General features: G+C 70.1%; 20 protein-coding genes and 1 pseudogene. 6 read left to right on the top strand and 15 right to left on the bottom strand.

The window, feature by feature from the left end; all coding sequences use genetic code 11:
* Positions 1 to 57: 57 nt before the first annotated feature.
* From BBK82_RS31850 to BBK82_RS31910, 12 genes are all read right to left on the bottom strand, one after another.
* Entirely contained in the window at positions 58 to 936 is an 879-nt protein-coding gene (locus BBK82_RS31850; RefSeq protein ID WP_154697616.1) for a WXG100 family type VII secretion target, read from the bottom strand.
* An 18-nt stretch (positions 937 to 954) separates the two neighbouring features.
* Positions 955 to 1,473 carry a YbaB/EbfC family nucleoid-associated protein gene (locus BBK82_RS31855; RefSeq protein WP_065918299.1) on the bottom strand — a complete coding sequence of 173 codons (519 nt, stop codon included), beginning with the start codon at positions 1,471 to 1,473 and terminating at the stop codon, positions 955 to 957.
* A gap of 38 nt (positions 1,474 to 1,511) precedes the next feature.
* Complete coding sequence (locus BBK82_RS31860; RefSeq protein ID WP_065918300.1) at positions 1,512 to 2,267, bottom strand: ESX secretion-associated protein EspG; 756 nt, start codon at positions 2,265 to 2,267, stop codon at positions 1,512 to 1,514.
* Positions 2,264 to 2,590: a hypothetical protein gene (locus BBK82_RS31865; protein WP_065918301.1), complete on the bottom strand. Its 327-nt coding sequence runs from the start codon at positions 2,588 to 2,590 to the stop codon at positions 2,264 to 2,266. The genes BBK82_RS31860 and BBK82_RS31865 overlap by 4 nt, the downstream gene beginning before the upstream one ends.
* Positions 2,515 to 3,897, bottom strand: coding sequence for a PPE domain-containing protein (locus BBK82_RS31870; RefSeq protein ID WP_065918302.1), 1,383 nt, complete (start codon positions 3,895 to 3,897; stop codon positions 2,515 to 2,517). The genes BBK82_RS31865 and BBK82_RS31870 overlap by 76 nt, the downstream gene beginning before the upstream one ends.
* A gap of 55 nt (positions 3,898 to 3,952) precedes the next feature.
* Complete coding sequence (locus BBK82_RS31875) at positions 3,953 to 4,330, bottom strand: hypothetical protein (RefSeq protein WP_065918303.1); 378 nt, start codon at positions 4,328 to 4,330, stop codon at positions 3,953 to 3,955.
* Between the two features lie 407 nt (positions 4,331 to 4,737).
* Positions 4,738 to 6,816: a hypothetical protein gene (locus BBK82_RS50750; protein ID WP_154697617.1), complete on the bottom strand. Its 2,079-nt coding sequence runs from the start codon at positions 6,814 to 6,816 to the stop codon at positions 4,738 to 4,740.
* Positions 6,813 to 7,118 carry a type VII secretion target gene (locus BBK82_RS31890; RefSeq protein ID WP_065918306.1) on the bottom strand — a complete coding sequence of 102 codons (306 nt, stop codon included), beginning with the start codon at positions 7,116 to 7,118 and terminating at the stop codon, positions 6,813 to 6,815. Before BBK82_RS31890 ends, BBK82_RS50750 begins: the two co-directional genes overlap by 4 nt.
* Positions 7,119 to 7,143: 25 nt before the next feature.
* Positions 7,144 to 7,710, bottom strand: coding sequence for a YbaB/EbfC family nucleoid-associated protein (locus BBK82_RS31895; protein ID WP_065918307.1), 567 nt, complete (start codon positions 7,708 to 7,710; stop codon positions 7,144 to 7,146).
* 44 nt (positions 7,711 to 7,754) lie between these two features.
* Positions 7,755 to 8,516, bottom strand: a complete 762-nt coding sequence (locus tag BBK82_RS31900; protein ID WP_065918308.1) for an ESX secretion-associated protein EspG — start codon at positions 8,514 to 8,516, stop codon at positions 7,755 to 7,757.
* Between the two features lie 40 nt (positions 8,517 to 8,556).
* Positions 8,557 to 10,026, bottom strand: coding sequence for a PPE domain-containing protein (locus tag BBK82_RS31905; protein ID WP_065918309.1), 1,470 nt, complete (start codon positions 10,024 to 10,026; stop codon positions 8,557 to 8,559).
* Between the two features lie 29 nt (positions 10,027 to 10,055).
* Positions 10,056 to 10,448 carry a hypothetical protein gene (locus BBK82_RS31910; protein WP_065918310.1) on the bottom strand — a complete coding sequence of 131 codons (393 nt, stop codon included), beginning with the start codon at positions 10,446 to 10,448 and terminating at the stop codon, positions 10,056 to 10,058.
* 361 nt (positions 10,449 to 10,809) lie between these two features.
* On the opposite strand from BBK82_RS31910, the gene BBK82_RS31915 reads away from it, so the two are divergent.
* The 3 genes from BBK82_RS31915 to BBK82_RS31925 all read left to right on the top strand — a co-directional run bounded on the left by BBK82_RS31915 (position 10,810) and on the right by BBK82_RS31925 (position 14,999).
* The gene (locus tag BBK82_RS31915) at positions 10,810 to 11,916 is read left to right on the top strand and encodes a sulfite oxidase (protein ID WP_065918311.1); all 1,107 of its coding nucleotides are present in this window, start codon (positions 10,810 to 10,812) and stop codon (positions 11,914 to 11,916) included.
* Between the two features lie 34 nt (positions 11,917 to 11,950).
* The gene (locus tag BBK82_RS31920) at positions 11,951 to 13,528 is read left to right on the top strand and encodes an MFS transporter (RefSeq protein ID WP_083268292.1); all 1,578 of its coding nucleotides are present in this window, start codon (positions 11,951 to 11,953) and stop codon (positions 13,526 to 13,528) included.
* 145 nt (positions 13,529 to 13,673) lie between these two features.
* A complete protein-coding gene (locus tag BBK82_RS31925; protein ID WP_065918313.1) occupies positions 13,674 to 14,999 on the top strand; it encodes a collagenase in 1,326 nt (441 codons plus the stop codon).
* On the opposite strand, the gene BBK82_RS31930 is transcribed toward BBK82_RS31925, so the two are convergent.
* Positions 14,986 to 15,927: a LysR family transcriptional regulator gene (locus tag BBK82_RS31930; protein WP_065918314.1), complete on the bottom strand. Its 942-nt coding sequence runs from the start codon at positions 15,925 to 15,927 to the stop codon at positions 14,986 to 14,988. The two genes, BBK82_RS31925 and BBK82_RS31930, sit on opposite strands and share 14 nt — an antisense overlap.
* Before the next feature lie 100 nt (positions 15,928 to 16,027).
* On the opposite strand from BBK82_RS31930, the gene BBK82_RS31935 reads away from it, so the two are divergent.
* Positions 16,028 to 17,404, top strand: coding sequence for an aminopeptidase P family protein (locus BBK82_RS31935; protein ID WP_065918315.1), 1,377 nt, complete (start codon positions 16,028 to 16,030; stop codon positions 17,402 to 17,404).
* A gap of 61 nt (positions 17,405 to 17,465) precedes the next feature.
* Here BBK82_RS31935 and glpK (BBK82_RS31940) read toward each other — a convergent pair whose 3' ends face one another.
* Positions 17,466 to 18,959, bottom strand: a complete 1,494-nt coding sequence (glpK, locus tag BBK82_RS31940; protein ID WP_065921499.1) for a glycerol kinase GlpK — start codon at positions 18,957 to 18,959, stop codon at positions 17,466 to 17,468.
* A 25-nt stretch (positions 18,960 to 18,984) separates the two neighbouring features.
* On the bottom strand, positions 18,985 to 19,749 hold the full coding sequence (locus tag BBK82_RS31945) for an IclR family transcriptional regulator (RefSeq protein WP_065918316.1): 765 nt from the start codon (positions 19,747 to 19,749) through the stop codon (positions 18,985 to 18,987).
* 243 nt (positions 19,750 to 19,992) lie between these two features.
* Between BBK82_RS31945 and BBK82_RS31950 the strand changes: the two genes are divergently transcribed.
* Entirely contained in the window at positions 19,993 to 20,748 is a 756-nt protein-coding gene (locus BBK82_RS31950) for an MIP/aquaporin family protein (protein ID WP_065918317.1), read from the top strand.
* Positions 20,749 to 20,781: 33 nt separating this feature from the next.
* Positions 20,782 to 22,313, top strand: a pseudogene (gene glpK / locus BBK82_RS31955) (glycerol kinase GlpK).
* The last annotated feature ends 9 nt before the right edge of the window (positions 22,314 to 22,322 follow it).

The raw sequence follows: 22,322 nt of genomic DNA on the forward strand, positions 1-22,322 counted from the left end.
ACCGAAAACCGGCGAAAGCCGGAACCCCGGCAAAGGGGGTTCCGGCGAACGCGGCTACTACTTCTGCAGGGCTTCGTCGATCTTCTTGTCGACGTCGTTCGACGCCTTCACACCCTCGTAGGTGATCTCGGCGACGTCGGCCGTGTTCTCGAACCGCTCCCAGCCCTTGCTGACCTTCGCCATGATGTCGTCGAGGTCGCCGATGCGCTTCATCTGCCGGCCCAGGGCCGCGACGACGCGGGCGACGCGCGAGGCGATGTTCACGCCCAGCGCGACGGCCTTGCCGACCGCGAAGCCGATGAAGATCGGGATCGAGGCGCCGAAGGTCGGGATCATCGTGGCGGCGGCGATCAGGGCGCCACCGATCAGCGAACCGATCAGCTGGGCGATCAGGTCGCGCACGATGTCGCGCAGCACCGTAACCAGCATGCCCATGATCGCGGTGATCTTGGCCTTGGTCTCGACGGCGTTGGCCAGGTCGTCGAGCTCGGAGTACATGCCGTCCATCGACGCCTTGAAGCGCTCGGACGACTCACCGGTCCAGCCGTCGAACGTCGCCAGGCCGTTCTTGTGGTCCTCGGCCAGCACGCGCAGCTCGGCGGCACGGGCCTTCGTCGCCTCGACGTTGGCCTGGATCTCCTCCGGGTTGCCCATCAGCTGGTTCAGGGCGTCGCGCAGGAACGACACGTGCTCGATCAACCAGCCGACACCGGCACCGATGATGCTGCCCAGCGGGTCGATCGCCAGCATCACCGTGGCCGACGCCGCACCGATCGCGTTGAACGTGATGTCCAGCGCCTTCTCGGTCTCGGACTCCGCGTCCTTGCTGATGCCGTCGATGAGGCTGCCGTAGGCCTCGATGAACAGCGACCCCTTGAGCTTGTTCTCCTCGGTGATGTGCATCCCGGGAGGGGAGTCGATGGGAGTTTCAGGCATTGCTGTTCCTGCTTTCGGTCACCACGGCTGGTTGTCGTCGTCTTCGTCGTCGGCCGCACGGGAGCGGCCGCGGACGGGAGCCGGCTGCGCGGGCGCGGCGGCGGGCGGTGCGACCGGGGGAGCGGGCGCCGGTGCCGGTTCCGCCTCCTCGATCTCGTCGTACTCGTCGGTCTCGTCGAGCTCTTCGTCGTCCTGCGGGATGGCGTCGGACACCATCCGGTAGGCCTCGGTGCCCTCACCGAGCGGCTTGAAGAGCTCCAGGACCTGGTTCGCCGCCTGCTTCTGCGCCTTGCGCGCGGTCTCCAGGATCAACGCGGTCAGCTTGGGCGCGCCCAGCTCCACCGCGCGGTGCCCGAGGACGAGGTTCTGCAGGCCGCCGTTGGGGCCCACCGTCACCGTCACGGCGCCGTCCTTCGACTGGACGGTCGCACTGGCGTTGGCGAAGTTCTCCTCGAGGTCCTGGGACTTCTTCTTCAGGTCGGCCAGCTTGGCCTCGTACTCTTCGACCCACTGGGTGGGGTTCGCGGGGTTGACCACAACGTCCTCCGGCGGCGGTGTTACAAGAGATGCGTGCGCTACGCGAGCACGGCGTCGATGCGAGTGGCGATGCGGCCGTTGTCGGTCGGCGACAGGCTCAGCCAGCCGTCCGCGTTGACCATCAGGTAGCGGCCCTCGTGCGTGTCGAACCAGTTGATCACGACGTCGGCGCGCTGCCGGCCCTGCGTGACCCCGAACTGGCCGCCCGCGACCCGGTTGGCCGCGAGCTCACCCACCTGCGTCGCGTCCTTCGCGGACAGCCCGGCCCGCACCAGCGCCTGCTGCTCGTCGAGCTTGTCCTCGCCCCAGGGGTCGTCGGACTCCTTGCCCGCCTCGGCCTCGCGGATCGCCACGGCCTGGTGCAGCTGCTCCACCCGCACCGACAGCGCCGTGCCGGGACCGGGCTCACCGTCGGGCAGCACCCGCACGATCTCGCGGGCCAGACCGGTCTCGCGGATCTCCGCGAACCCGATCCTGCCGTCGTCGATCACCGCGAGCACGGCCCGCTGGCGGTCGGACGCGGCGAGCGCCCGCACGGTGCGGTCGAGGCCCACGACGGCGTCGATCGACACCTCGTGGTCGTCGAGCAGCCGCAGGAAGCCCTCGAGCCGCTCGTCGCCGTGCAGACCGCGCTGGCGCAGCTCCGCCAGCGTCCGGTCCCGCAGCACCCGGCGTTCCTGTTCGGTGTCGCCCTCGCTGGGCACGTCCAGCGGGTAGGGCATCCGGCCCAGCCGCAGCTCGTGCCACAGGATGTCGAACTCCAGCGGCGTGAGCAGGTACTCGGGCGTGATCACGGAGTTTCGGTGCCCTTCTGCTTCTTGGGTTTCGCGGCACCGATCACCGACGGCGGCAGGTTCTCACCCGGCACCTCGAACAGGTCGCCGCCCATGATGTAGCTGGCCGAGCGGTGTTCCTTGTCCTCTTCGCGGTTGCCGCCCATCGGCGCGCCACCCATCGGGGCACCCGCCATGCCCGCGGCCGCGGCGCCACCGACGGCGGGCATGCCCATCGGCATGCCGGGACGGCCACCCTGCTGGCCCATCACGCCCGCCGAGCCACCGGCCTGCATCGAGCCCGAGCCACCGGCACCCGCGCCACCGAAGGCACCGGCGCCCATGCCGCCACCGGCACGCCGCCGCCGAAGTTCGGCACCGCGCCACCCTTGAACGCACCGGCGCCGCCCGCACCGCCACCGCCGCCCGCACCGCCACCGGCACCGCCGGGACCACCGGCACCCGGCGTGTAGCCCGGCGTCATGCCCTTGGGCCCGTTCGGGTTCTGCGGCGTGTAGTTCGGGTTCGGGATGTCCTTGCCGACGACCGGCACCTTCGGGATGTTCGGGGTGTAGGTGCTGCTGTTCGGGCGCGGCGTGGAGCCGGGGCCCATGCCGGGGTAGGTGCCACCGGTCGGGAACTGCGGCGTGTAGTTGCCGCCGCCACCGCTGGGGTAGGTGCCGCCGACGTTGGACGGCGGGGTGTAGCCCGGCGCGGTCGGCGTGTAGCTGGCGGCCGCCACGTTCGTGTTGCCCGGGTTGTAGCCCGGCATCTGCGGGGTGTAGTTGCCGCCGCCTCCACCACCGGCGCCACCGGCACCGACGGCGGCCGGGTCGACGTAACCGGGGGCCGAAGGCGTGTACGCGGCCGCGGCCGGGGTGTTCACACCCGCGCCGGCGGGCACGCCACCGGCAGCCGGAACGCCACCGGAGGCACCGGTGGGCATGGGTGCGGTCGCGGTACCGGCACCGCCGGCGGACTGCGCCGCCATGAGTCCGTCGGCGCCCTGCAACGTCGGCGCGCCGGACATCATGTGCATCGTCGAGACCGGCTCCTCGACCTCGCCGGTGACGGGGTTGAACGGAGGCTTGAACGTCGGCGTCGTGGTGTCGATCTGCCGCGAGTTGTTCTCCATGGTCGTCATGACGGTGACGGCCTGCTCGTGCGCGGCACGGGACGCGGCGTTCGCCATGGCGATGTCGGCGGAGGCGAGCACGAACGCGGGCGTGCCCGGCTGCGACAGCGCGGCGGCGGCGCGGTTGTAGTCGAACTGGACCGGCTGCGGCATCTGCGCGCGGGCGGTCTCCATGACCCGGCCCTGCTCGGCGACCTTGTTGCCGAGCTCGACGGCGGTCTTCGCGGTCTCGTCGACCCAGTCCGCGAGCTTCTTCATCGCGGCGCGGGCACCGTCGGCGGCGTCACCGGTCCACTTGGACTCGGAGTTCGTGATGACCTGGCCGATCGTGCGCGAGGCCTCGGTCAGCTCCGAGCCGTACTTGCCCCACTCGTGGCCGATCTCGCCGGCCTGACCGGGGTCGTTGTTGTTGTGCACGGCGGCGAAGAGCTCGGGGTGCGAGCGCGCCGCCCAGTTCTGCGGGTCCGTCAGGACCGGCTTGTTCTCGATGTCCATCGGGTCGGTCTCGGGGGGCATGACCGGCTCGCCTCTCGCGTCGGTGACAGCTCAGGAGCCCAACAGCACGGCAAACTCAGCTGTTGGTGAGCTTCTTCAGTTCGGCCTGGGTTTCCTCGTCGAGCTTGGTGAAGTTCTCGATCGCCTCGACGACCGAGTTCTTCGTCTGCTCGAGCACGGTCCGGTACGCGGTCATGACGCTGACGAACGAGTACTGCTCACCCTCGGCCCGATGGGTGAACTTGTCCCGCATGGCGTCGCCGACCGGGTTCGCGCCGAGGGGCGCCGGACGTGTGATGCTGGACCGCGACCGTTCGAGCCACGAGTCGACCTGGTCGATCTGGGCCTGCAGCTGCTTGCGCAGCTCTTCGCCCGCGGTCGGGTCGATTTGCACCTGACCCGAGCTGACGGTGTCGCGGAGCGCGACAGCGTCGTTGTCACCGACGATGTACATGCGGGCATTATTAGGTGTTCTTCCGTGCTGCGCTCACCTACTATCGCCTGTTTCGCCAATTGAGACCCACGTGCACAATGCGTTGTGTCACACCGAAACGGGCCACCGGCAGGTGAACGGACGATGATCGGGAAGATCGTTTGCCCAGGTTGTGGAAGCGCTCTCCGGTAACTGCCCGAACGGGCACCGGAGCTCTGTTCACGTCACCGAAACGGACCTTGACCAGGGGCGTGTGTGTCCCAAATCACATGGGGGAATAAACGGTGTTCTGGCCGCGTCTCGATTCGGTCACGCACATCTTCCCCCATCACCCGTCTGGTTGACCAGAGACAGCAGAACGCGGGCGCCTCCGAAGAGTGCGCCCGCGTTCGGTCAGCTGTCAGTTCCGTGCGTTGTACTCCTTGAGGTCACCGAGGTAGCCGGCGTCCCCCTTCTGCGAGTGCTGGTCCGCGGCGAGCTCCTTCCAGAGCTCGTGGACCATGTGCAGCGCGGTGCCCGAGGCGAACGCCTTGCCGGCCACCGTGAAGTGGCCACCCGGTGCGGCGAGCTCCTCGAAGTTCTTGATCCACTGGCTGATGCCGGCTGCTTCCTCGGGGGTCTTGCCGAACTTGGTGGTGAGCACGTTCTCCAGGTGCTCCTTGCCGTACTTGCTGAGGTCGTCGACGTGGTTCTTGACCTCGGCCCAGGAGAACGGCGGCTTCGAGCCACCGGTGCCGGGCGCTCCCGGCGCGTCCGAACCGGGCGGCTTCGGGGCCGCGTCGTCCGGTTTGGGCGTTCCCGGGGCATCCGAGCCGGGCGGCTTGGGCGCGTCGTCCGGCTTCGGCGTGCCGGAACCGGCGGGTGCGTCCCAGGGGCTTGGGCGCGGCGTCGTCGGGCTTCGGCGTGGCGCCACCAGGACCGCCAGGGGCGTCCGTGCCGGAGGCTTGGGCGCACCGTGTCGGCACCGGCGGCTTGGGGCCGCGTCGTCGGGCTTCGGCGTGGCGCCACCGGGCCGCCGGGCGCGTCCGGGCCAGGAGGCTTGGCGCACCCGTGTCGGCACCCGGAGGCTTCGGCGCCGCGTCGTCCGGCTTCGGCACCGGCTTGGCACCACGTCGTCGGGCTTGGGCACGACGGGGCGGCGGGACGTCGGCCTTCGGCGGCGCCGGGATGTCCACCTTCGGCGGCGGCGTGTCCACTTCGGAGGCGGCGGCGCGTGTCCACCTTCGGAGGCGGCGGCGTGTCCACCTTCGGAGGCGGCGGCGTGTCCACCTTCGGAGGCGGCGGCATGCCACCACGGCACCGCCACCGCCACCCGCGGCGGCTTCGGCGTGCCGCCGGCACCACCACTGGGCACCGGCGGGCGTCGGAACGTCCGTCGGCGGCTTGGTGACCGGAGGCGGAGTCGGCGCCGGCACGTCCTTGACCGGCGGGACCTCCGGCGGCTTCGCACCGGCCGTGCCGGTGTTCCCGCCACCGGTCTCCGGCGGCTTGGTCGCCGGCGGCGTGTCGACCTCCGGCGGCTTCTGCACGGGAGGCGTGTCCCCGGCGGGCGGCTTGCCGCCACCAGCACCGCCACCACCGCCGTTGACCTCCGGCGGCTTCTGCACGGGCGGCGCGTCGCCACTGGGGGGCTTCGGTCCGCTACCCGAACCACCGGTCGGGGTCGGTGCGTCGGTCGTCGGGCCCTTGACCGGCGGCGGGGCCGGGACGTCGGCCGAGCCGCCGCCCTTGCCGAACCGCCCGGCGTCGTCGGACAGCTTGACCAGCGCCTCGCCGAGGTCGTCGGCCGACTTCGCGGACGACGACATCACCGACTTCAGCTTGGTGACGTGGTTCATGATCCGGGAGACCGCCTGCACCGCGGTCGCGACCGCGACGCCGACGAACGCGACGATCGAGGCACCGAAGGTGATGGGCGCGAGACCGGCGGCGATGAGCGCGCCACCGATCAGGTTGCCGATCACCATGGCGATGATGTCGCGCACCAGCGAACGCACGGCGGTGACGCACGCGCCCATGGTCGCCATGAGCTTCGCGGAGGAGTGGATCGACGAACCGATCGCCTCCATCTCCTTGGCGACCTGCGCCATCGAGGCGCGGAAGTTGTCGGCGGTCTGGCCAATCCAGCCGTCGAGCTTCTTCAGCGCGTCGAGGTGGGCGGTCGCGATGCCCTCGTACTGCTTGGCGTCCTCCTTGACCTTCTCGGTCTCCTGGCGGATGGCGATGTTGTCGCCCACCAGCAGGTCGAGGGGTTCGCGCAGGAAGGCGATGTGGTCGATCAGCCAGCCGACACCGGCGCCGATGACCGCGCCGAGCGGGTTCAGCGCGGCACCGACGACGTCGAACGCCAGACCGACGCTGTACGCGGCGATGGCGGCCTTGTCGTTGTCGTCGACCGCCTTCTTGAGACCCATGATCGTGTCGAGCATGCCGGCGCCGGAGAACTTGTCGTTGAACTCCGTGCCCTCGCCGAAGCCAGGGGTCCAGGTGAGGCCCTGCACCATCATGCGCCTCCGCTGAACGTGTTGGCGTTGCCCTGGTCGCTGTTGGTGTACGTGTCAGCGGTCAGGCGAGTGTTCTTCGCGGCCTCGCGCAACCCGGCCTCGTACTTGCCGATGCACTCCTCGGCCTTCTTGACCTCGACGCGCGCGGCGGCGGCGAAGATCTGGCCGACGATGCCGAACACCAGCGGGTCGAAGTGCACGCTTCCGAGGACGCCCTTCGACGTCTCCAGCTGGCTGACCAGGGTGTCCAGGTTGTTCGCGAACGCCTTCAGGTCCTCGGGGTCGACGGTGAACTGACCGGTCATCGGAGTCCCCCTCGATCAGTGGTGGTCACCACGGCTGGCCGTCCTCGTCATCGTCGTCGTCTGCGGGCCGCGGACGCCGCGAGGGCGGTGCCTGCGGGGCCGGCGGTGCCGCCTGCGGCCAGGCCGGGGGAGCTGCCTGGCCCCAGGCCGGGGGAGCTGCCTGCGGTGCGGCGGGCGGGGCTTGCTGCGGCTCTTCCTCGTACTCGTCGTACCGGTCGTGGTTGAAGTCCTCCTCCTCGTCCTCCACGGGCGGGGGGATGTAGGAGAGGACCAGGTCCATCGACTCGGTGCCCACGCCGAGCGGGGCGAACGCCTCGATCATCCGTTCCGAGGCGGCACGCTGTCCCTTCGCGACCGCCTCCATGATCGAGGCCTGCAACCGCTGCGGGCTCATGCCGGCCGCGTGGTCGGTCAGCTGGATGTTCTGCAGCGCACCGGTGGGCGCGATCGTCACCTGCACCGCGTGGTCCTTGGACAGCACGGTCGCCGACGCGTTCGTCATGTCGTCACGCAGCTGGGCGGACTTGGCGGACAGGTCGGCGACCTTCGCCTCCATGTCCTGCATCCAGCGGTCCGGGTCCACCCCGGCCATCTGGCGTCCGTCTATGGGAGCCAACGGGTCCACAAGATTCCCTCTCATGCCAGCACTGCGTCGATGCGCGTTGCGATGCGGTCGTTGTCGGTCGGCGAGAGGCTCAGCCACCCGTCGGAGTTGACCACCAGGTAGCGGCCTTGGTGCGTGTCGAACCAGTTGATGACGACGTTCGACCGTTCGCGCCGGTGCGTCACGCCGAACTGGCCGCCCGCGACCCGGTTGGAGGCGAGCTCCTCCAGCTGGCGAGCGTCCTGGGAGGACAGACCGGCGCGCTGCAGCGCCTGCTGGTCGTCCATCTCCTCGTCGGCCGACCCCCACGGGTCCTCGGAATCGTCGTCGTCCTCTGCCTCTTGCAACGCGACGGCCTCCTGCAGGGTTGCCGCCCGGATGGACAGCGAGTTGCCGGGGCCGGGGTCGCCGTCGGGCAGCATCCGGACGATCTCGCGGGCGAGCCCGGTCGGCCTGATCTCCACCAGGCCCACCTTGTCGTCATCGATGATCGCCAGCACGCCCTGCTCGCCGTCGGAGGCCGCGAGCGCCCGCAGCGGCCGGTCCAGGCCCGCCACGGCGTCCACGGACACCTCGTGGTCGTTCAGCAGCCGCAGGAGGTCCTCCAGCCGCCGGTCGCCCGCCAGGCCTCTGTCCCTCAGGCCGGCGAGCGTTCTGTCCTGCAGCGCCTTGCGCTCCGACTCGGTGTCACCCTCGCTGGGCACGTCCAGCGGGTAGGGCATCCGGCCGAGGCGCAGCGTCTGCCACAACACCTCGAACTCACGCGACGACAGCAGGTACTCAGGCGAGATCACGACGGCTCGAGCCCCTTCTTCTTCTGCTTGCCGGCACCGATCACCGAGGGCGGCAGGTCCGCGCCGGGCATGTCGAACAGGTCACCGCCCATGATGTAGCTCGCGGACTTGTGCTCCTTGTCCTCCTCGCCCTTGCCGCCCTGAGGTCCACCCATCGGTGCACCGGCCATGCCGGCTCCGGCCGCCGTTGCGCCGCCGGGAACCGCCATCGGCACGCCGGGTCGGACACCGGGCTGGCCCTGCACACCCGCGCCGCCACCGGCCTGCATCGGACCGGCACCACCGCCGCCGGGACCGCCGCCGAACGCACCGGCACCCGCGCCACCGCTGAAGCTCGGCACCGGGCCGCCTTGAACGCCGACGGACCGCCACCGGCACCGCCCGGACCGGAGCCGCCGGGACCCGTGCCGCCGGGACCGGTGCCGAACGGCGGGGTCGTGCCCTTGGGCAGCGGGGTGTCCTTCGGCAGGTAGTTGCCGGGGTTGGTGAGGCTGCTCGGCACCTGCGGGCGCGGCGTCGGGCCGGGGCCCGTGTACGGCGTGCCGGTCGGGTACTGCGGCTTGTAGTCCGTGCCACCCGTGTACGTGTTACCGCCGCCCTGGGGGAGCTGCGGTGTGTACGTCGCCGGGTTCTGCGGCGTGTAGGTCGCACCGGCCGTGTTCGTGCTGCCGGAGCTGTAGGGCTGCGGGGTCGGCATGGTGACGCCGCCACCGCCGCCACCACCCGCGCCGGTCTGCGGGGTGTAGCTCGCCGCGGCGGGCTGGTAGCCGGCGCCACCCTGCGGAACCCCGCCGGACGCACCGGTCGGCGTGGGTGCCGTGGCGACGGAAGGAGCGCTCGCGGCGTGCGTGGCCGTCAGGGCGTCGGCGCTGCCGAACGTGGGCGTGCCCGCCAGCATCCTGGCCGCCGGCACCGGCTGCTCGACCTCACCGGTGTTCGGGTTGAACGGCGGCGTGAACGCGGGCGTCGACGTGTCGATCTGCCGGGAGTTGTTCTCCATCGTGGTCATCACGGCGACGGCCTGGTCGTGGGCGGCCCGCGAGCGCGCGTTCGTGACGGCGATGTCGATGGTGGCCAGCGCGAACGCGGCGGTGCCCGGCTGGGACAGCGCGGCGGCGGCCTGGTCGTAGTCGAACTGGACGGGCGCGGGCATCTGGGCGCGCGCGTTCTCCATCACGCGACCCTGCTCGGCGACCTTGTCACCGACCTGCACGGCGGTGCGCGCGGTCTCGTCCACCCAGTCGGAGAGCCTCTTCATCGCGGCACGGGCACCCTCGGCGGCGTCACCGGTCCACTTGGTCTCCGAGTCGGTGATGACCTTGGTGATGGCGCGGGCGGCCTCGGTGAGCTCGGTGCCGTAGCGGCCCCACTCGGAACCGATCTGGCCGGCCTGGCCGGGGTCGTTGTTGTAGTGCACCGCGGCGTAGAGGTCCGGGTGCGACCGCGAGGCCCAGTTCTGCGGGTCGGTGAGAACGGGGACGTTCTCGGGCGGGACGGTCTCGGGGGGCATGACCGGCTCGATCTCGCTTTCGGTGTGGATCAGCTGTTGGTGAGTTTCCTGAGTTCGGTCTGGGTTTCCTCGTCGAGGCGGGTGAAGTTCTCGATCGCCTCGACGACGGACGTCCTGGTCTGTTCCAGCACCGTGCGGTACGCGGTCATCACGCCGACGAACGAGTACTGCTCACCGGCGGCACGGTCGGTGAACTTGTCGCGCATGGCGTCGCCGACCGGGTTCGCACCGAGCGCGGCGGGCCGGGCGATGCTGTGGCCCGACTGCTCCAGCCACCGGTCGACCTGGTCGATCTGGGCCTGCAGTTGCTTGCGCAGCTCCTCGCCCGCCGCCGGGTCGAGCTGCACCTGTCCGGAGCTGACCGTGTCGCGGAGTGGAACAACGTCGCCCTTGACCTTGGCTTCGTCACCGACGATGTACATGCGGGGAAGTATCGAGGAGAAGCCGGGCGAAGGTTGACGGTTCATCTGACGTGCATCCAGTTGAGACGAGCGTTCACATCGGGTGGCGGTCTGACCGAACGGACGCGCCCCGATGAACACCTGATCACCCGGATGATCGTTTCCCCAGGTTGTGGGAGCGCTCTCGGCTAAGCGCCCGAACGGGCTTCGACAACGTTTTCGCAGCCACGAAACCACTCGCGTTCCGGATGGAATGTGGTCCAAATCACACTTGATGTGTGTTTCTCCGGCCGGAAAGCATGCTCAAGCCGTTCCGGGGCGGAGCCGGTCGTTTCTCGTTCTGTGGGACGGGCTCTTGCGGTGCCTCACTACCGTCGTTCGCATGATCTCCCGACGCGGTGTGCTGCTGGCGGCAGGCCTGTCCGTGCTGCCTCATCGGGCGTGGGCTGCTACTCCTCCGATCGTGAAACCACTGCCCGCGTCGGACTTCGTGGTGCACGGCACGAACGCCGAAACGCGCTGGGAGGCGTTGCGTGACACCGGTCAGCTGACACCGGTGTCGAAGTTCTTCGTGCGCAACCACACGGTCACGCCGACGATCGACCCGGTCTCATGGCGGTTGCGGATCTTCGGGTCCGGGGTCGCGCGGCCGCTGTCGTTGTCGTTGCGGGACTTGAAGTCGCTGCCGTGGGTGTCGGTCGAGGCGTTGATCGAGTGCGCGGGCAACGGCCGCAGCTTCTTCGCCTCGCAGCAGGGCCAGACCGTGTCCGGGACACCGTGGAAGCTGGGCGCGGTCGGCAACGCCCGGTGGCGCGGGGTGCCGTTGCGGACGTTGCTGAGGCTGGCCGGGGTGCGGCGCTCTGCGGTCGACGTGCTGCCGGTCGGGCTGGACGACGAGTACGTGACCGGCGGGGTGAACCTGGGTCGCGTGCGCCGGCCGTTGTCGGTGGAGAAGGCGCTGGACGACGTGCTGGTCGCCTACGAGATGAACGGCGCACCGCTGCCCCCTGACCACGGCTTCCCGGCGCGGCTGGTGGTGCCGGGGTGGATCGGGATCGCGAGCATCAAGTGGCTGGGGTCGCTGGAGGTGTCGACGACGGCGCTCGACTCGCCGTGGGACACGCAGTACTACCGCCTGGTCGGGCCCTCCTACCCGGCCTCGGGGACGTTGGTGACCACGCAGGTGGCGAAGAGCGCGTTCGAGCTGGCCTGGGACGCGTCGCTGCCCGCGGGGCGGCACGTCCTGACCGGACGGTCGTGGTCACCTTCGGGGGTGCGGCGGGTCGAGGTGTCGACGGACGGCCGGACGTGGCGGCGGGCCACCCCGGTGTCGCACGGGGCGTGGACGCGCTGGCAGGTGCCGTGGGTGGCGACGCCCGGTGCGCACGTGCTGCGGGCGCGGGTGGCCGGGCAGCCGGACGAGGTGCCGTTCAACACGCAGGGGTACCTGTTCGGGGCGGTGGTGAGGCACCCGGTCACGGTCGCGTGAGGCGCCCGGCCCGGTGGGATGTGAAGATCGGTGCGTGACCGTCTCCGCGTGGGCACCTCTGCGCCGCAGTGCCTTCCGGGCCCTGTGGCTCGCCCAGTTCGCCAGCAACATCGGGACCTGGGCCCAGACCGTCGGCGCCCAGTGGCTCATGGGCGACCTCGGCGGCACCGCCCTGCAGGTCGCGCTCGTCCAGACGGCCACCACGCTGCCGGTGTTCCTGCTCGTCGTGCCCTCGGGCGCGCTCGGCGACATCCTCGACCGCCGCCACGTCCTGATGTCCGGCCAGGCGCTCATGCTCCTCGGCGCCGCGGGCCTGATGCTGCTCGCCGGCACCGGCAACGCGTCGCCCTCGACCCTGCTCGCGCTGATCGCCTTGATGGGCGCCGGCCAGGCGCTGTCGATGCCGTCGTTCCAGGCGATCCAGCCCGAGCTGGTCTCGCGCGAGGAGATCCCGCAGGCCGCGCTGCTCAACGGCGTCAACATGAACGTCGGCCGTGCCATCGGCCCGGCACTGGGCGGCCTGCTGATCGCGCTGGCCGGACCGGAGGCCACGTTCGCGTTCAACACCATCTCGTTCATCGGCGTCCTGATCGTCCTGGGCCGCTGGCGCCGTCCGTCCGACCACCGTCCACTCGGGACCGAGCACATCACCACCGCGGTGCGCACCGGCGCGCGTTACGTTGCCAGCTCGCCGCTGTTCCGCCGGGTGCTGACGCGGCTGTTGCTGTTCATCGTCTTCGGCAGCGGGCTGTGGGCCCTGCTCCCGGCCATCGCGCGCGGTCCGTTGCAGCTCGACGCGAGCGGCTACGGCGTCCTGCTCGGCAGCGTCGGCGCCGGTGCGATCGGCGGCGCGTTCCTGGTGCCGAAACTGCTGCAGCGCATCGGGAAGAACGCGCTGGTGCTGCTGGCCACGTTCGTCTACGCGGCGGCCACGAGCGTCTCCGTGCTGGTGGCGGACTTCGCCGTGGTCGTGGTGGCGATGCTGCTGACGGGTGCGTGCTGGATCGCCACCCTGTCGACGTTCAACGCGAGCGCCCAGGTCCTGCTGCCGGCCTGGACCAGGGCCCGCGCGCTCTCCTACTACCAGCTCATCCTGATGGGCGGCCAGGCGCTCGGTGCGGTGCTGTGGGGTGCGATCGCCGACGCCTACGGGTTGCGGGAGGCGATGATCGTGCCCGCGGTGGCGATGGCGGTGCTCGCCCTGGCCGCCACCCGCTGGTGGCCGCTGATCGACCGCCCGCTCGACGTCACGCCCGCCACCTACTGGGACGAGCCGCCGCAGCTCGACGACAACGACGCCGGTCCGGTGCTGGTCACCGTCGAGTGGCCGGTCGACGCGGAGAACCACGACGCGTTCGTCGAGGCGATGCAACGCGTGGGGCGGGCGCGGCGGCGGACCGGGGCGACGATGTGGGGGCTCTTCCGGGACACCGAGCAGCCGGAGGTGTTCCTGGAGACGTTCACGGTGGCGACCTGGCAGGAGCACCTGCGCCAGCACCTGGAGCGGGGGACCGTGGTGGACCGGCAGAACCAGGAGGTGGCGCGGGAGCTGGCGAAGGAGTCGCCGCGGGTGCGGCACCTGGTGTTCGCGCAGCCGACCAAGCCGGACTGACGGACCGCCCGCCGCGATCGACCTGGCCGGTACGTGTGGCGGGGCAGTCGAAGGTCATAGCAGCGAGCTATGACGGGTAGGGATGCTCGCGGGCCATCCGCCGGTGTGACGCTTTCGGGCACCTCACACCCTGCGGAGGACACCGATGCGATTAGCTGCCCTGGTCCTGGCCCTGCTGGCCACCCTGCTCGTCCCAACACCTGCCCAGGCCGCACCGGCGAACGACCGCGGCCCCCTGCTGCCGCCCGAGATCGCCAGGAACCTGCACCACAGCCCGCAGAACACGATCTACGCGGAAACAGCCGTCGACTACCCGACCGAGCTGCGGAAACTCGTCCAGGTGCTCGACGCCGCGCAGGACGACGCGGCCGTGCACGCCGGCATGATCATGCTCTACTACGGCCACGGCGACGCGCAGTTCGTGCCGGCGGTCCAGGCCTACCCGGAGATCCTGCGCGCGCTGCGCCGGTTCGTGGTCCGGCACCTGGACTTCTTCGGCACCGACCGCGCCTACCTCACTCACAACGCCACCCGCGAGCTCGGCCGGTTCCTCCGCCACAGCACCCTCGTCCCGGCCACGCGCCCGCTGCTCGTCGACCTCGCCTCCCGCGGTGACGTCGTCGGCAGGCTGGCGCCGATGTGGGTGGGCGTCGCGGAGATGGTCGACTGGTACGACAAGGCGAACTGCCGCCGCTACGGCACCTGCGACTTCAAGACCAAGATCGACCGGCGGGTGCTCACCGTCCGCCACACCTGCAGTGCCACCCTCCGGATCCGCGCCCAGCAGATGTCCGCGACCCAGCTGCGGCAGACGTGCGCCAGCCTGGCCGGTCAGGACGCCGTGTTCCACCGGGCGGTCAACGACCCCGGACCCGTGACAGGCGACCAGAACACCTCCCTCGAAGTCGTCGTCTTCAACACCGGCGACGACTACCGCACCTACGCCGGGGTGCTGTTCGACATCGACACCAACAACGGCGGCATGTACCTGGAGGGCGACCCGGCGGCCAACCAGGCGCGGTTCATCGCGCACGAGGCCGACTGGCTGCCGGCGTTCGCGATCTGGAACCTCAACCACGAGTACACCCACTACCTCGACGGCCGGTTCGACATGTACGGCGACTTCGCGGAGAACATGCGCACGCCGACCGTGTGGTGGATCGAGGGGTTCGCGGAGTACCTGTCGTACAGCTATCGCAATGAGGTCTACGACGACGCGATCGCCGAGGCGAAGAAGCAGACGTACGCGTTGAGCGCGCTCTTCGACACGACGTACGACCACGACACCAAGCGCGTCTACAACTGGGGCTATCTCGCGGTCCGGTACCTCGTCGAGAGGCATCCGGGAGACGTCGCGGCGGTGCTGGCGGACTACCGGACCGGTGACTGGGCCGGGGCACGCGACCACCTGACGCGCACCATCGGCACCCGGTACGACAGCGACTGGTACGCCTGGCTCAGCTCGCTGTGAGCGCCGCGCCGCGTTCCTCCCACCACGGCCGGAACACCGGACTGGCCAGGGCGGCCGCGGCGTAGGCCTCCAGCACGTCGGTGAACACGCGGCTGGCCTCCTCCCAGGTCAGCCGCTCCCGCCGCCAGCAGAACACCAGCCGCATCCGCATCGGCGCCCCCGCCAACGGCCGCACCGCCACCCCGGGACCACCCTGCGACGTCGGCTCGACCAGCTGCACCGCCTTGCCCGCCGCGATCAGCTGCCGCCCGGCCCCGCTCGGCACCTCGAACCGGATCCGCGGTACGAACCCGGCCGCCCGGCAGGCCGACCGCAACGCCGTCAACGACCCGTCCTCGGCCCCCGGAGGACCCACCCACGCCTCACCGGCGAGATCCGACAACGACACCTCGGCCCTGTCAGCCAACGGGTGGGAATCGGGCAGTGCGATGTACACGGGCACCCATGGCACCACGACCCGTTGCCCCACACCGCGCGGCAACCCCAGATCACCGTCCTCGTCCACCGCGATCACGGCGGCGTCGAGGTGTCCGTTGGCCAACGCCAGCGCAAGGCCCGTGGATGACGGATCGACGTACAGCGTGACGTCGTCCAACGCCTCCTCAAGCCGTGCGTACAGCGCTGTGACGCACTCCATGTGCACCGACCCGAACCGCACGGGCCCGCCGCGGCCGGCCACGGACGCACCGAACGCGTCCAGCTCCACCAGCAGCAACCGGGCGCGTTGGAGCATCTGCGCACCCAGCGGCGTGGGTTCGGCACCGGCCCGGCCGCGCTCGAACAACCGGCCGCCGACCAGGCGTTCCACCCGCTGCAGCAACGTCGTCAGCGACGGCTGGGAGATGCCGAGCTGGGTCGCCGCGCGCGACAGGCTGCCCGCGTCGCCGATCGCGCAGATGGCCCGCAGGTGGCGGATCTCCAGTTCCATAGCATGAGGCTATCCCCAACTCGGATGGGCGGAAGCCCTCCGTTCGACGGAGGCTGATCAAAAAGGGAAAGGACGAGAATTGGCCCGCACACGCCGCGACATGGCGAAACTGGTGGACGCGGACGGTTTCCGCAGCTACATCCGCGACGGCTGGGGTGCGTGGGACAACCCCATCAGCCTCCCGCCGGGCGCGAAGGAGGCCGCGGCGGCACACCGGGCCAGGCTCGCCGAGCAGTTCCCCGGCCAGCGCATCGCCCTCGCCGCCGGACGCGCGCACGTCCGCTCGAACGACACCTTCCACGAGTTCCGCGCGGACAGCGACTTCGTGTGGCTGACCGGCTGCCAGGTCGAGGGCGCGGTCGTGGTGGTCGAGAACGGCGACGCCACCCTGTTCGTGCCGACGCCCTCCGAGCCGCACACGGTCGACTTCTTCGGCGACGCCGACCGCAGCCCGTTCTGGATCGGCGCCGCGGCGGGCACCCGAGAGTGGTCCGAGGCGCTCGGCATCACCACCAAGCCCATCGATGACCTCCCGAACGCCCTCAAAGGCCGCCACCCCGAGACGCTCACCGCCAAGGGCGTCGACCCGCTGCTGGACGCGTTGACCGGCTCGCACAGCGACGAGCTGCGGACCGCGTTGTCCGAGCTGCGCCGGATCAAGGACGACTGGGAGATCGGCCAGCTGCGCAACGCCGTCGACGCCACCGTCAAGGGCTTCCTCGACGTCGCCGCCGAGCTCGGTCAAGCCGTGCGTGGCGGGGGAGAGCGGTGGCTGCAGGGCACGTTCGACCGTCGCGCGCGCACGGAAGGCAACGGCCCCGGATACACCTCCATCGTCGCGTCCGGCCCGCACGCCCCCGTGCTGCACTGGACCCGCTGCGACGGGCAGATCAACGACGCCGACCTGCTGCTGCTCGACGCCGGCGTGGAGACCAAGACCCTCTACACCGCCGACGTCACCCGCACGTTCCCGGTCGGCGGCGAGTTCACCGAGCCGCAGCGCCAGGTGTACGACCTCGTGCTCAGGTCGCACGTCGCCGCCCTCGCGGAGGTCAAGCCGGGCAACGACTACAGCGCCTTCCACCACACCGCCATGCGCGTGCTCGCCGAGGGCCTGCACGACTGGGGCCTGCTGCCGGTGAGCGTCGACAAGGCGCTCGACCCGTCCGGCCAGCACCACCGCCGCTACATCGTCTGCGGCACCGGACACTTCCTCGGCCTGGACGTGCACGACTGCGCCGACGCCCGCCAGGAGACCTACCAGCAGGGCATCCTCGAACGCGGCATGGCCCTCACCGTCGAGCCGGGCCTGTACTTCCACCCGAACGACGAGACGCTGCCGCCGGAGCTGCGCGGCATCGGCGTGCGGCTGGAGGACGACCTCGTCGTCACGAGCGACGGCGCCGACATCCTGTCGGACGCCCTGCCGATCGACGCCGACGAGATCGCCGCCTGGGTGCGCAAGAACCGCTCCTAGCCCCTGCTGTTGGAGCGTCTGCAAGTACTACCAACTTCAAGTCGGTAGTACTTGCAGACGCCTAAGTGGACGGAGTGGAGCGGGCCCACGCGAACGTGAGTTCCACGGCCCGCTTCCAGTTCGCGTACTCGGTTTCGCGGTGCACAGCGTCCATCACCGGGTTCCAGCGCGCCGCCAGGTGCCAGTTGCGCCGCAAGCCCTCCAGGTCCGGCCAGTAACCGGACGCCAGACCGGCCGCATAAGCCGCACCCAAAGACACCGTCTCGGCCACCAGCGGCCGTTGCACCGGGATATCCAGCACGTCCGAGATGAACTGCATCAGCAGGTGGTCCGCGGTCATCCCGCCGTCCACCTTCAGCACCGGCGTCGGCGCGCCCAGGTCGGCGTTCATCGCGTCGACCACCTCACGCGTCTGCCACCCGGTCGCCTCCAGCACCGCCCGCGCCAGGTGCCCCTTGTTGATGTACGACGTCAGCCCCACCACGATCCCGCGCGCCTGCGCGAGCCAGTGCGGCGCGAAGAGCCCCGAGAACGCCGGCACGATGTAACAACCGCCGTTGTCCTTCACCGTCCGCGCCAGCGTCTCGATCTCCGGCGCCGAGTGGATCAGCCCGAGGTTGTCGCGGAACCACTGCACCAACGACCCCGCGACCGCGATCGAGCCTTCCAGTGCGTACGTCGGCTCGCGACCGATCTGATAACCGATCGTCGTCAGCAACCCGTGCTTCGACTGCACGAGCTCGTTGCCGGTGTTCATCAACAAGAACCCACCGGTGCCGTAAGTGCCCTTGATCGAGCCCTTCTCGAAGCACGTCTGCCCGAACAACGCCGCGTGCTGGTCACCCAGCGCCGCCGTGATCGAGATCCCCGGCACCACCCGCGTCGTGCGGCCCTCGATCTCCGACGACGGCCGGATCTCCGGCAGCATCGCGGCGGGCACCCCGAAGAAGTCCAGCAGCATCGGGTCCCACTGCCGGGTGCTGAGGTTCATCAGCATCGTGCGGGACGCGTTCGTCACGTCCGTGACGTGCAAGCCGCCGTTCACCCCGCCGGTGAGGTTCCAGATCAGCCAGGTGTCCATCGTCCCGAACAGCACGTCGCCACGGGACGCACGCTCGCGCACGCCCGGCACGTTGTCCAGCAGCCACCGCAACGACGGCGCCGAGAAGTACGTCGCCAACGGCAACCCGCACCGCTCGCGGACCTCCTCGATACCCGGCTGCTTCCCGAGCGAGGCAACGAGTTCCTCGGTCCGGATGTCCTCCCACACGATCGCGCGCCCAACGGGAACGCCGGTGTGCCGGTCCCACGCCACGAACGTCTCGCGCTGGTTCGTGATGCCCAGCGCCACCACCTGCTCCGCGGTGATCCCGGCCTGCCGCAACGCCTGCGGCATGATCCGGTCGACGTTGCGCCAGATCTCCACGGCGTCCTGCTCCACCCAGCCCGGCCGCGGGTGGTACTGCCGGTGCTCGCGCTGGGCGACCGCGACCAGCCGGGCGTTCTGGTCGAACACGATGCACCGGGTCGACGTCGTGCCCTGGTCGATCGCCATCACGAAGCGTTGCACGCCAACCCCTTCAGTTCTCGTCGACCAGTGAGGTGGTGACCGCGTCCGCCGCCTGCGCGACCTGGCGCACCAGCGTCGCGCGCGGCCGTCCGGTGGAGTCGCACAGCCGGTCGGCGGCACCGGAGATGCCGATCGCGCCGACCACCAGCCCGCCGGGGATGCGGATGGGTGCGGCGATGCTCGCCTCGCCCGGCATGTACTCCTCCGCCTCGCCGGCCCAGCCCTGCCCGCGCACCTCGGTCAGCACCCGCTCCAACGCCTGCGTGCGCACGATCGTCCGGCGCGTCAACGACGTCAGCTCACGCTTGCGCACCGCCGCCGACAGGTCCGGGTCGTAGGCGAGCAGCACCTTGCCCAGCGCGGTGGCGTGCAACGGCAGCATCGCGCCGATGCCGAGTGTCTGCACCGAGTCGTCGGGACGGAACACGTGGTGCACGACGAGCACGGCGCCGTCGTGGTGCATGCCGATCCGCACCTCCTGGCCCGACCGCGCGGCCAGCGTGTCGGCCCAGTTGATCGATCGAGAACGCAGCTCGTTCGCGTCCAGGTAGCTCGTGCCGAGGTGCAGCAGGGCGGCGCCGAGCCGGTAGCGGCCGGTCGCGGAGTCCTGCTCGACGAACTCGACCCGTTGCAGCGTACGGAGAATCCCGTGCGCGGTGCCGCGCGCGAGCCCGAGCGAGTCGGCGATTTCCGTGAGACCGTGGTGGCCCGACCCGCGGGCGAGCAGCCGCAGCACGGCTGCGGCGCGTTCGATCGACTGGATGGGTCCCGGCACGCGTGAAACGTAATTGAGACGACCCGTGTCGGCAATGTCGAACAGCTACGACGCCCGTCACCCCTGGTTGCGCGCCCGAAACGCCTTGTCTGCGCGCAGCGTGACCGGTCGGTCACAGATTCACCCGGTAGCGGTGTCGACATTGTCGAACAGCACCCGTTGAGCAGGAGTGACGCGGGTCATTACGTTCCGCGGCAGTCACCACGGGGTGATCAGCCGTTCAAGGACGAATGGGAGGCCAGCGTGGGTCTCGGGACAGTGTTCCTCAGCGAGGTGCTCGGCACGGGCATCTTGCTGTTGCTGGGTGCGGGCGTGGTGGCCAACGTGCTGCTCGCCAAGTCGAAGGGGTTCGACGGCGGCTGGCTGTTGATCAACTTCGGCTGGGGCCTCGGTGTCTTCGCCGGTGTCTACATCGCGTATAAGTCGGGTGCGCACCTCAACCCCGCCGTCACGATCGGCATCCTGACCAGCGGCGCGGACGAGTTCGCCCCCGGTGTGCCGGTCGGCGTGGGCTCGACGCTCGTCTACTTCGCCGGTGAGATGCTCGGCGCGTTCCTCGGTGCCGTGCTGGCGTGGCTCGCGTACAAACCGCACTTCGACGAGACGCCCGACGAGGGCCTCAAGCTCGCGGTCTTCTCCACCGGCCCGGCGATCCGCAGCTACACCTGGAACCTGGTCTGCGAGGTCATCGGCACGTTCGTCCTGGTCTTCGTGGTCCTCGCGCTGGGCAAGACCCCGACGCAGCTGGGCCCGCTGGCCGTCGCGATGCTCGTCGTCGGCATCGGCGCCTCGCTCGGCGGTCCCACCGGCTACGCCATCAACCCGGCCCGCGACCTCGGCCCGCGCATCGCGCACGCCATCCTCCCGCTGTCCTACAAGGGCACGGACGGTGAGGCGATCGGCAAGAAGGACTCCGACTGGGGCTATTCCTGGGTGCCGGTCGTGGGCCCGGTCATCGGTGGCGCGCTCGCCGGTGTCGTCGCCTCGCTCGCGTTCTGACCGTGTTCTGACCATCCCGAAAGGACAGTTTCGATGACGCAGTACGTTCTCGCCGTCGACCAGGGCACGACCAGCACCAGGGCGATCATCTTCGACCACTCCGGCTCCATCGTCTCCGTGGGTCAGAAGGAGCACGAGCAGATCTTCCCGCGGGCCGGCTGGGTCGAGCACAACCCGGTGGAGATCTCGGAGAACACCCGGTTCGTGATCGGCCAGGCTCTTGCGAAGGCCGATCTCAACACCAGCGACATCGCCGCGGTCGGCATCACGAACCAGCGCGAGACCGCGGTGGTGTGGGACAAGAACACCGGTCAGCCGGTCTACAACGCGATCGTCTGGCAGGACACCCGCACCCAGGCGATCGTCGACGAGCTGGGCGAGCTGGGCGGCGGCGCCGACCGGTACAAGGCCAAGGTCGGCCTGCCGCTCGCGACCTACTTCTCCGGCCCGAAGATCCGCTGGATCCTCGACAACGTCGAGGGCGCCCGTGAGCGCGCCCGTGAGCGCGCCGAGGCCGGCGACCTGCTGTTCGGCAACACCGACACGTGGACGCTGTGGAACCTCACCGGCGGCCCCAACGGCGGCGTGCACGCCACCGACGTGACCAACGCGTCGCGCACCATGCTGATGGACCTCGACACGCTGCAGTGGGACGCCGAGATCGCCGAGGAGATGGGCATCCCGGTGTCCATGCTGCCGGAGATCAAGTCCTCCTCCGAGGTCTACGGCCACGGCGGTCCCGGCGGGATCCTCAAGGGCGTGCCGATCGCGGGCATCCTCGGCGACCAGCAGGCCGCCACGTTCGGCCAGGCCTGCTACGAGCCCGGCACCGCGAAGAACACCTACGGCACCGGCAACTTCATGCTCCTCAACACGGGCACGGAGAAGGTCGCGTCGCAGAACGGCCTGCTCACCACGGTCTGCTACAAGATCGGCGACGAGGCCCCGGTGTACGCGCTGGAGGGCTCGATCGCGGTCACCGGCTCGCTGGTGCAGTGGCTGCGCGACAACCTCGGCATCATCGGCTCGGCGCCGGAGATCGAGACTCTGGCCGCGTCTCCGTCGAGGACAACGGTGGCGCGTACTTCGTGCCCGCGTTCTCGGGTCTCTTCGCGCCGTACTGGCGTTCCGACGCCCGTGGCGCGGTCGTGGGTCTCACCCGGTTCGTCAACAAGGGCCACCTCGCCCGCGCCGTACTGGAGGCCACGGCCTTCCAGACCCGTGAGGTGCTCGACGCGATGAACGCCGACTCCGGCGTCCCGCTGACCGAGCTCAAGGTCGACGGCGGCATGGTCGCCAACGAGCTGCTCATGCAGTTCCAGGCCGATGTGCTGGACGTGCCGGTGATCCGCCCGGTCGTCGCCGAGACCACCGCGCTCGGTGCCGCCTACGCCGCGGGTCTCGCGGTCGGCTACTGGTCGTCGCTGGACGAGCTGCGCGCGAACTGGTCGGAGGACAAGCGCTGGGAGCCCGCGATGGAGGGCGACGAGCGGGAACGCCAGTACCGCAACTGGAAGAAGGCCGTCACCAAGTCGTTCGACTGGGTCGACGCGGACGTTCGCTGATTTTCTGCT

The organism is Lentzea guizhouensis (assembly GCF_001701025.1).
GTDB classification, from domain to species: domain Bacteria; phylum Actinomycetota; class Actinomycetes; order Mycobacteriales; family Pseudonocardiaceae; genus Lentzea; species Lentzea guizhouensis.

Excerpts from the sequence above, each read along its gene's own strand:
- BBK82_RS31850 (WP_154697616.1), bottom strand. The coding sequence starts at position 936 with ATGCCTGAAACTCCCATCGACTCCCCTCCCGGGATGCACATCACCGAG.
- BBK82_RS31935 (WP_065918315.1), top strand. The coding sequence starts at position 16,028 with ATGGCGAAACTGGTGGACGCGGACGGTTTCCGCAGCTACATCCGCGAC.
- BBK82_RS31915 (WP_065918311.1), top strand. The coding sequence starts at position 10,810 with ATGATCTCCCGACGCGGTGTGCTGCTGGCGGCAGGCCTGTCCGTGCTG.
- BBK82_RS31905 (WP_065918309.1), bottom strand. The coding sequence starts at position 10,026 with ATGCCCCCCGAGACCGTCCCGCCCGAGAACGTCCCCGTTCTCACCGAC.
- BBK82_RS31925 (WP_065918313.1), top strand. The coding sequence starts at position 13,674 with ATGCGATTAGCTGCCCTGGTCCTGGCCCTGCTGGCCACCCTGCTCGTC.
- BBK82_RS31890 (WP_065918306.1), bottom strand. The coding sequence starts at position 7,118 with ATGACCGGTCAGTTCACCGTCGACCCCGAGGACCTGAAGGCGTTCGCG.
- BBK82_RS50750 (WP_154697617.1), bottom strand. The coding sequence starts at position 6,816 with ATGATGGTGCAGGGCCTCACCTGGACCCCTGGCTTCGGCGAGGGCACG.
- BBK82_RS31910 (WP_065918310.1), bottom strand. The coding sequence starts at position 10,448 with ATGTACATCGTCGGTGACGAAGCCAAGGTCAAGGGCGACGTTGTTCCA.
- BBK82_RS31870 (WP_065918302.1), bottom strand. The coding sequence starts at position 3,897 with ATGCCCCCCGAGACCGACCCGATGGACATCGAGAACAAGCCGGTCCTG.
- glpK (WP_065921499.1), bottom strand. The coding sequence starts at position 18,959 with ATGGCGATCGACCAGGGCACGACGTCGACCCGGTGCATCGTGTTCGAC.
- BBK82_RS31930 (WP_065918314.1), bottom strand. The coding sequence starts at position 15,927 with ATGGAACTGGAGATCCGCCACCTGCGGGCCATCTGCGCGATCGGCGAC.
- BBK82_RS31865 (WP_065918301.1), bottom strand. The coding sequence starts at position 2,590 with ATGGGCGCCGGTGCCTTCGGTGGCGCGGGTGCCGGTGGCTCGGGCTCG.
- BBK82_RS31875 (WP_065918303.1), bottom strand. The coding sequence starts at position 4,330 with ATGTACATCGTCGGTGACAACGACGCTGTCGCGCTCCGCGACACCGTC.
- BBK82_RS31895 (WP_065918307.1), bottom strand. The coding sequence starts at position 7,710 with ATGGCCGGGGTGGACCCGGACCGCTGGATGCAGGACATGGAGGCGAAG.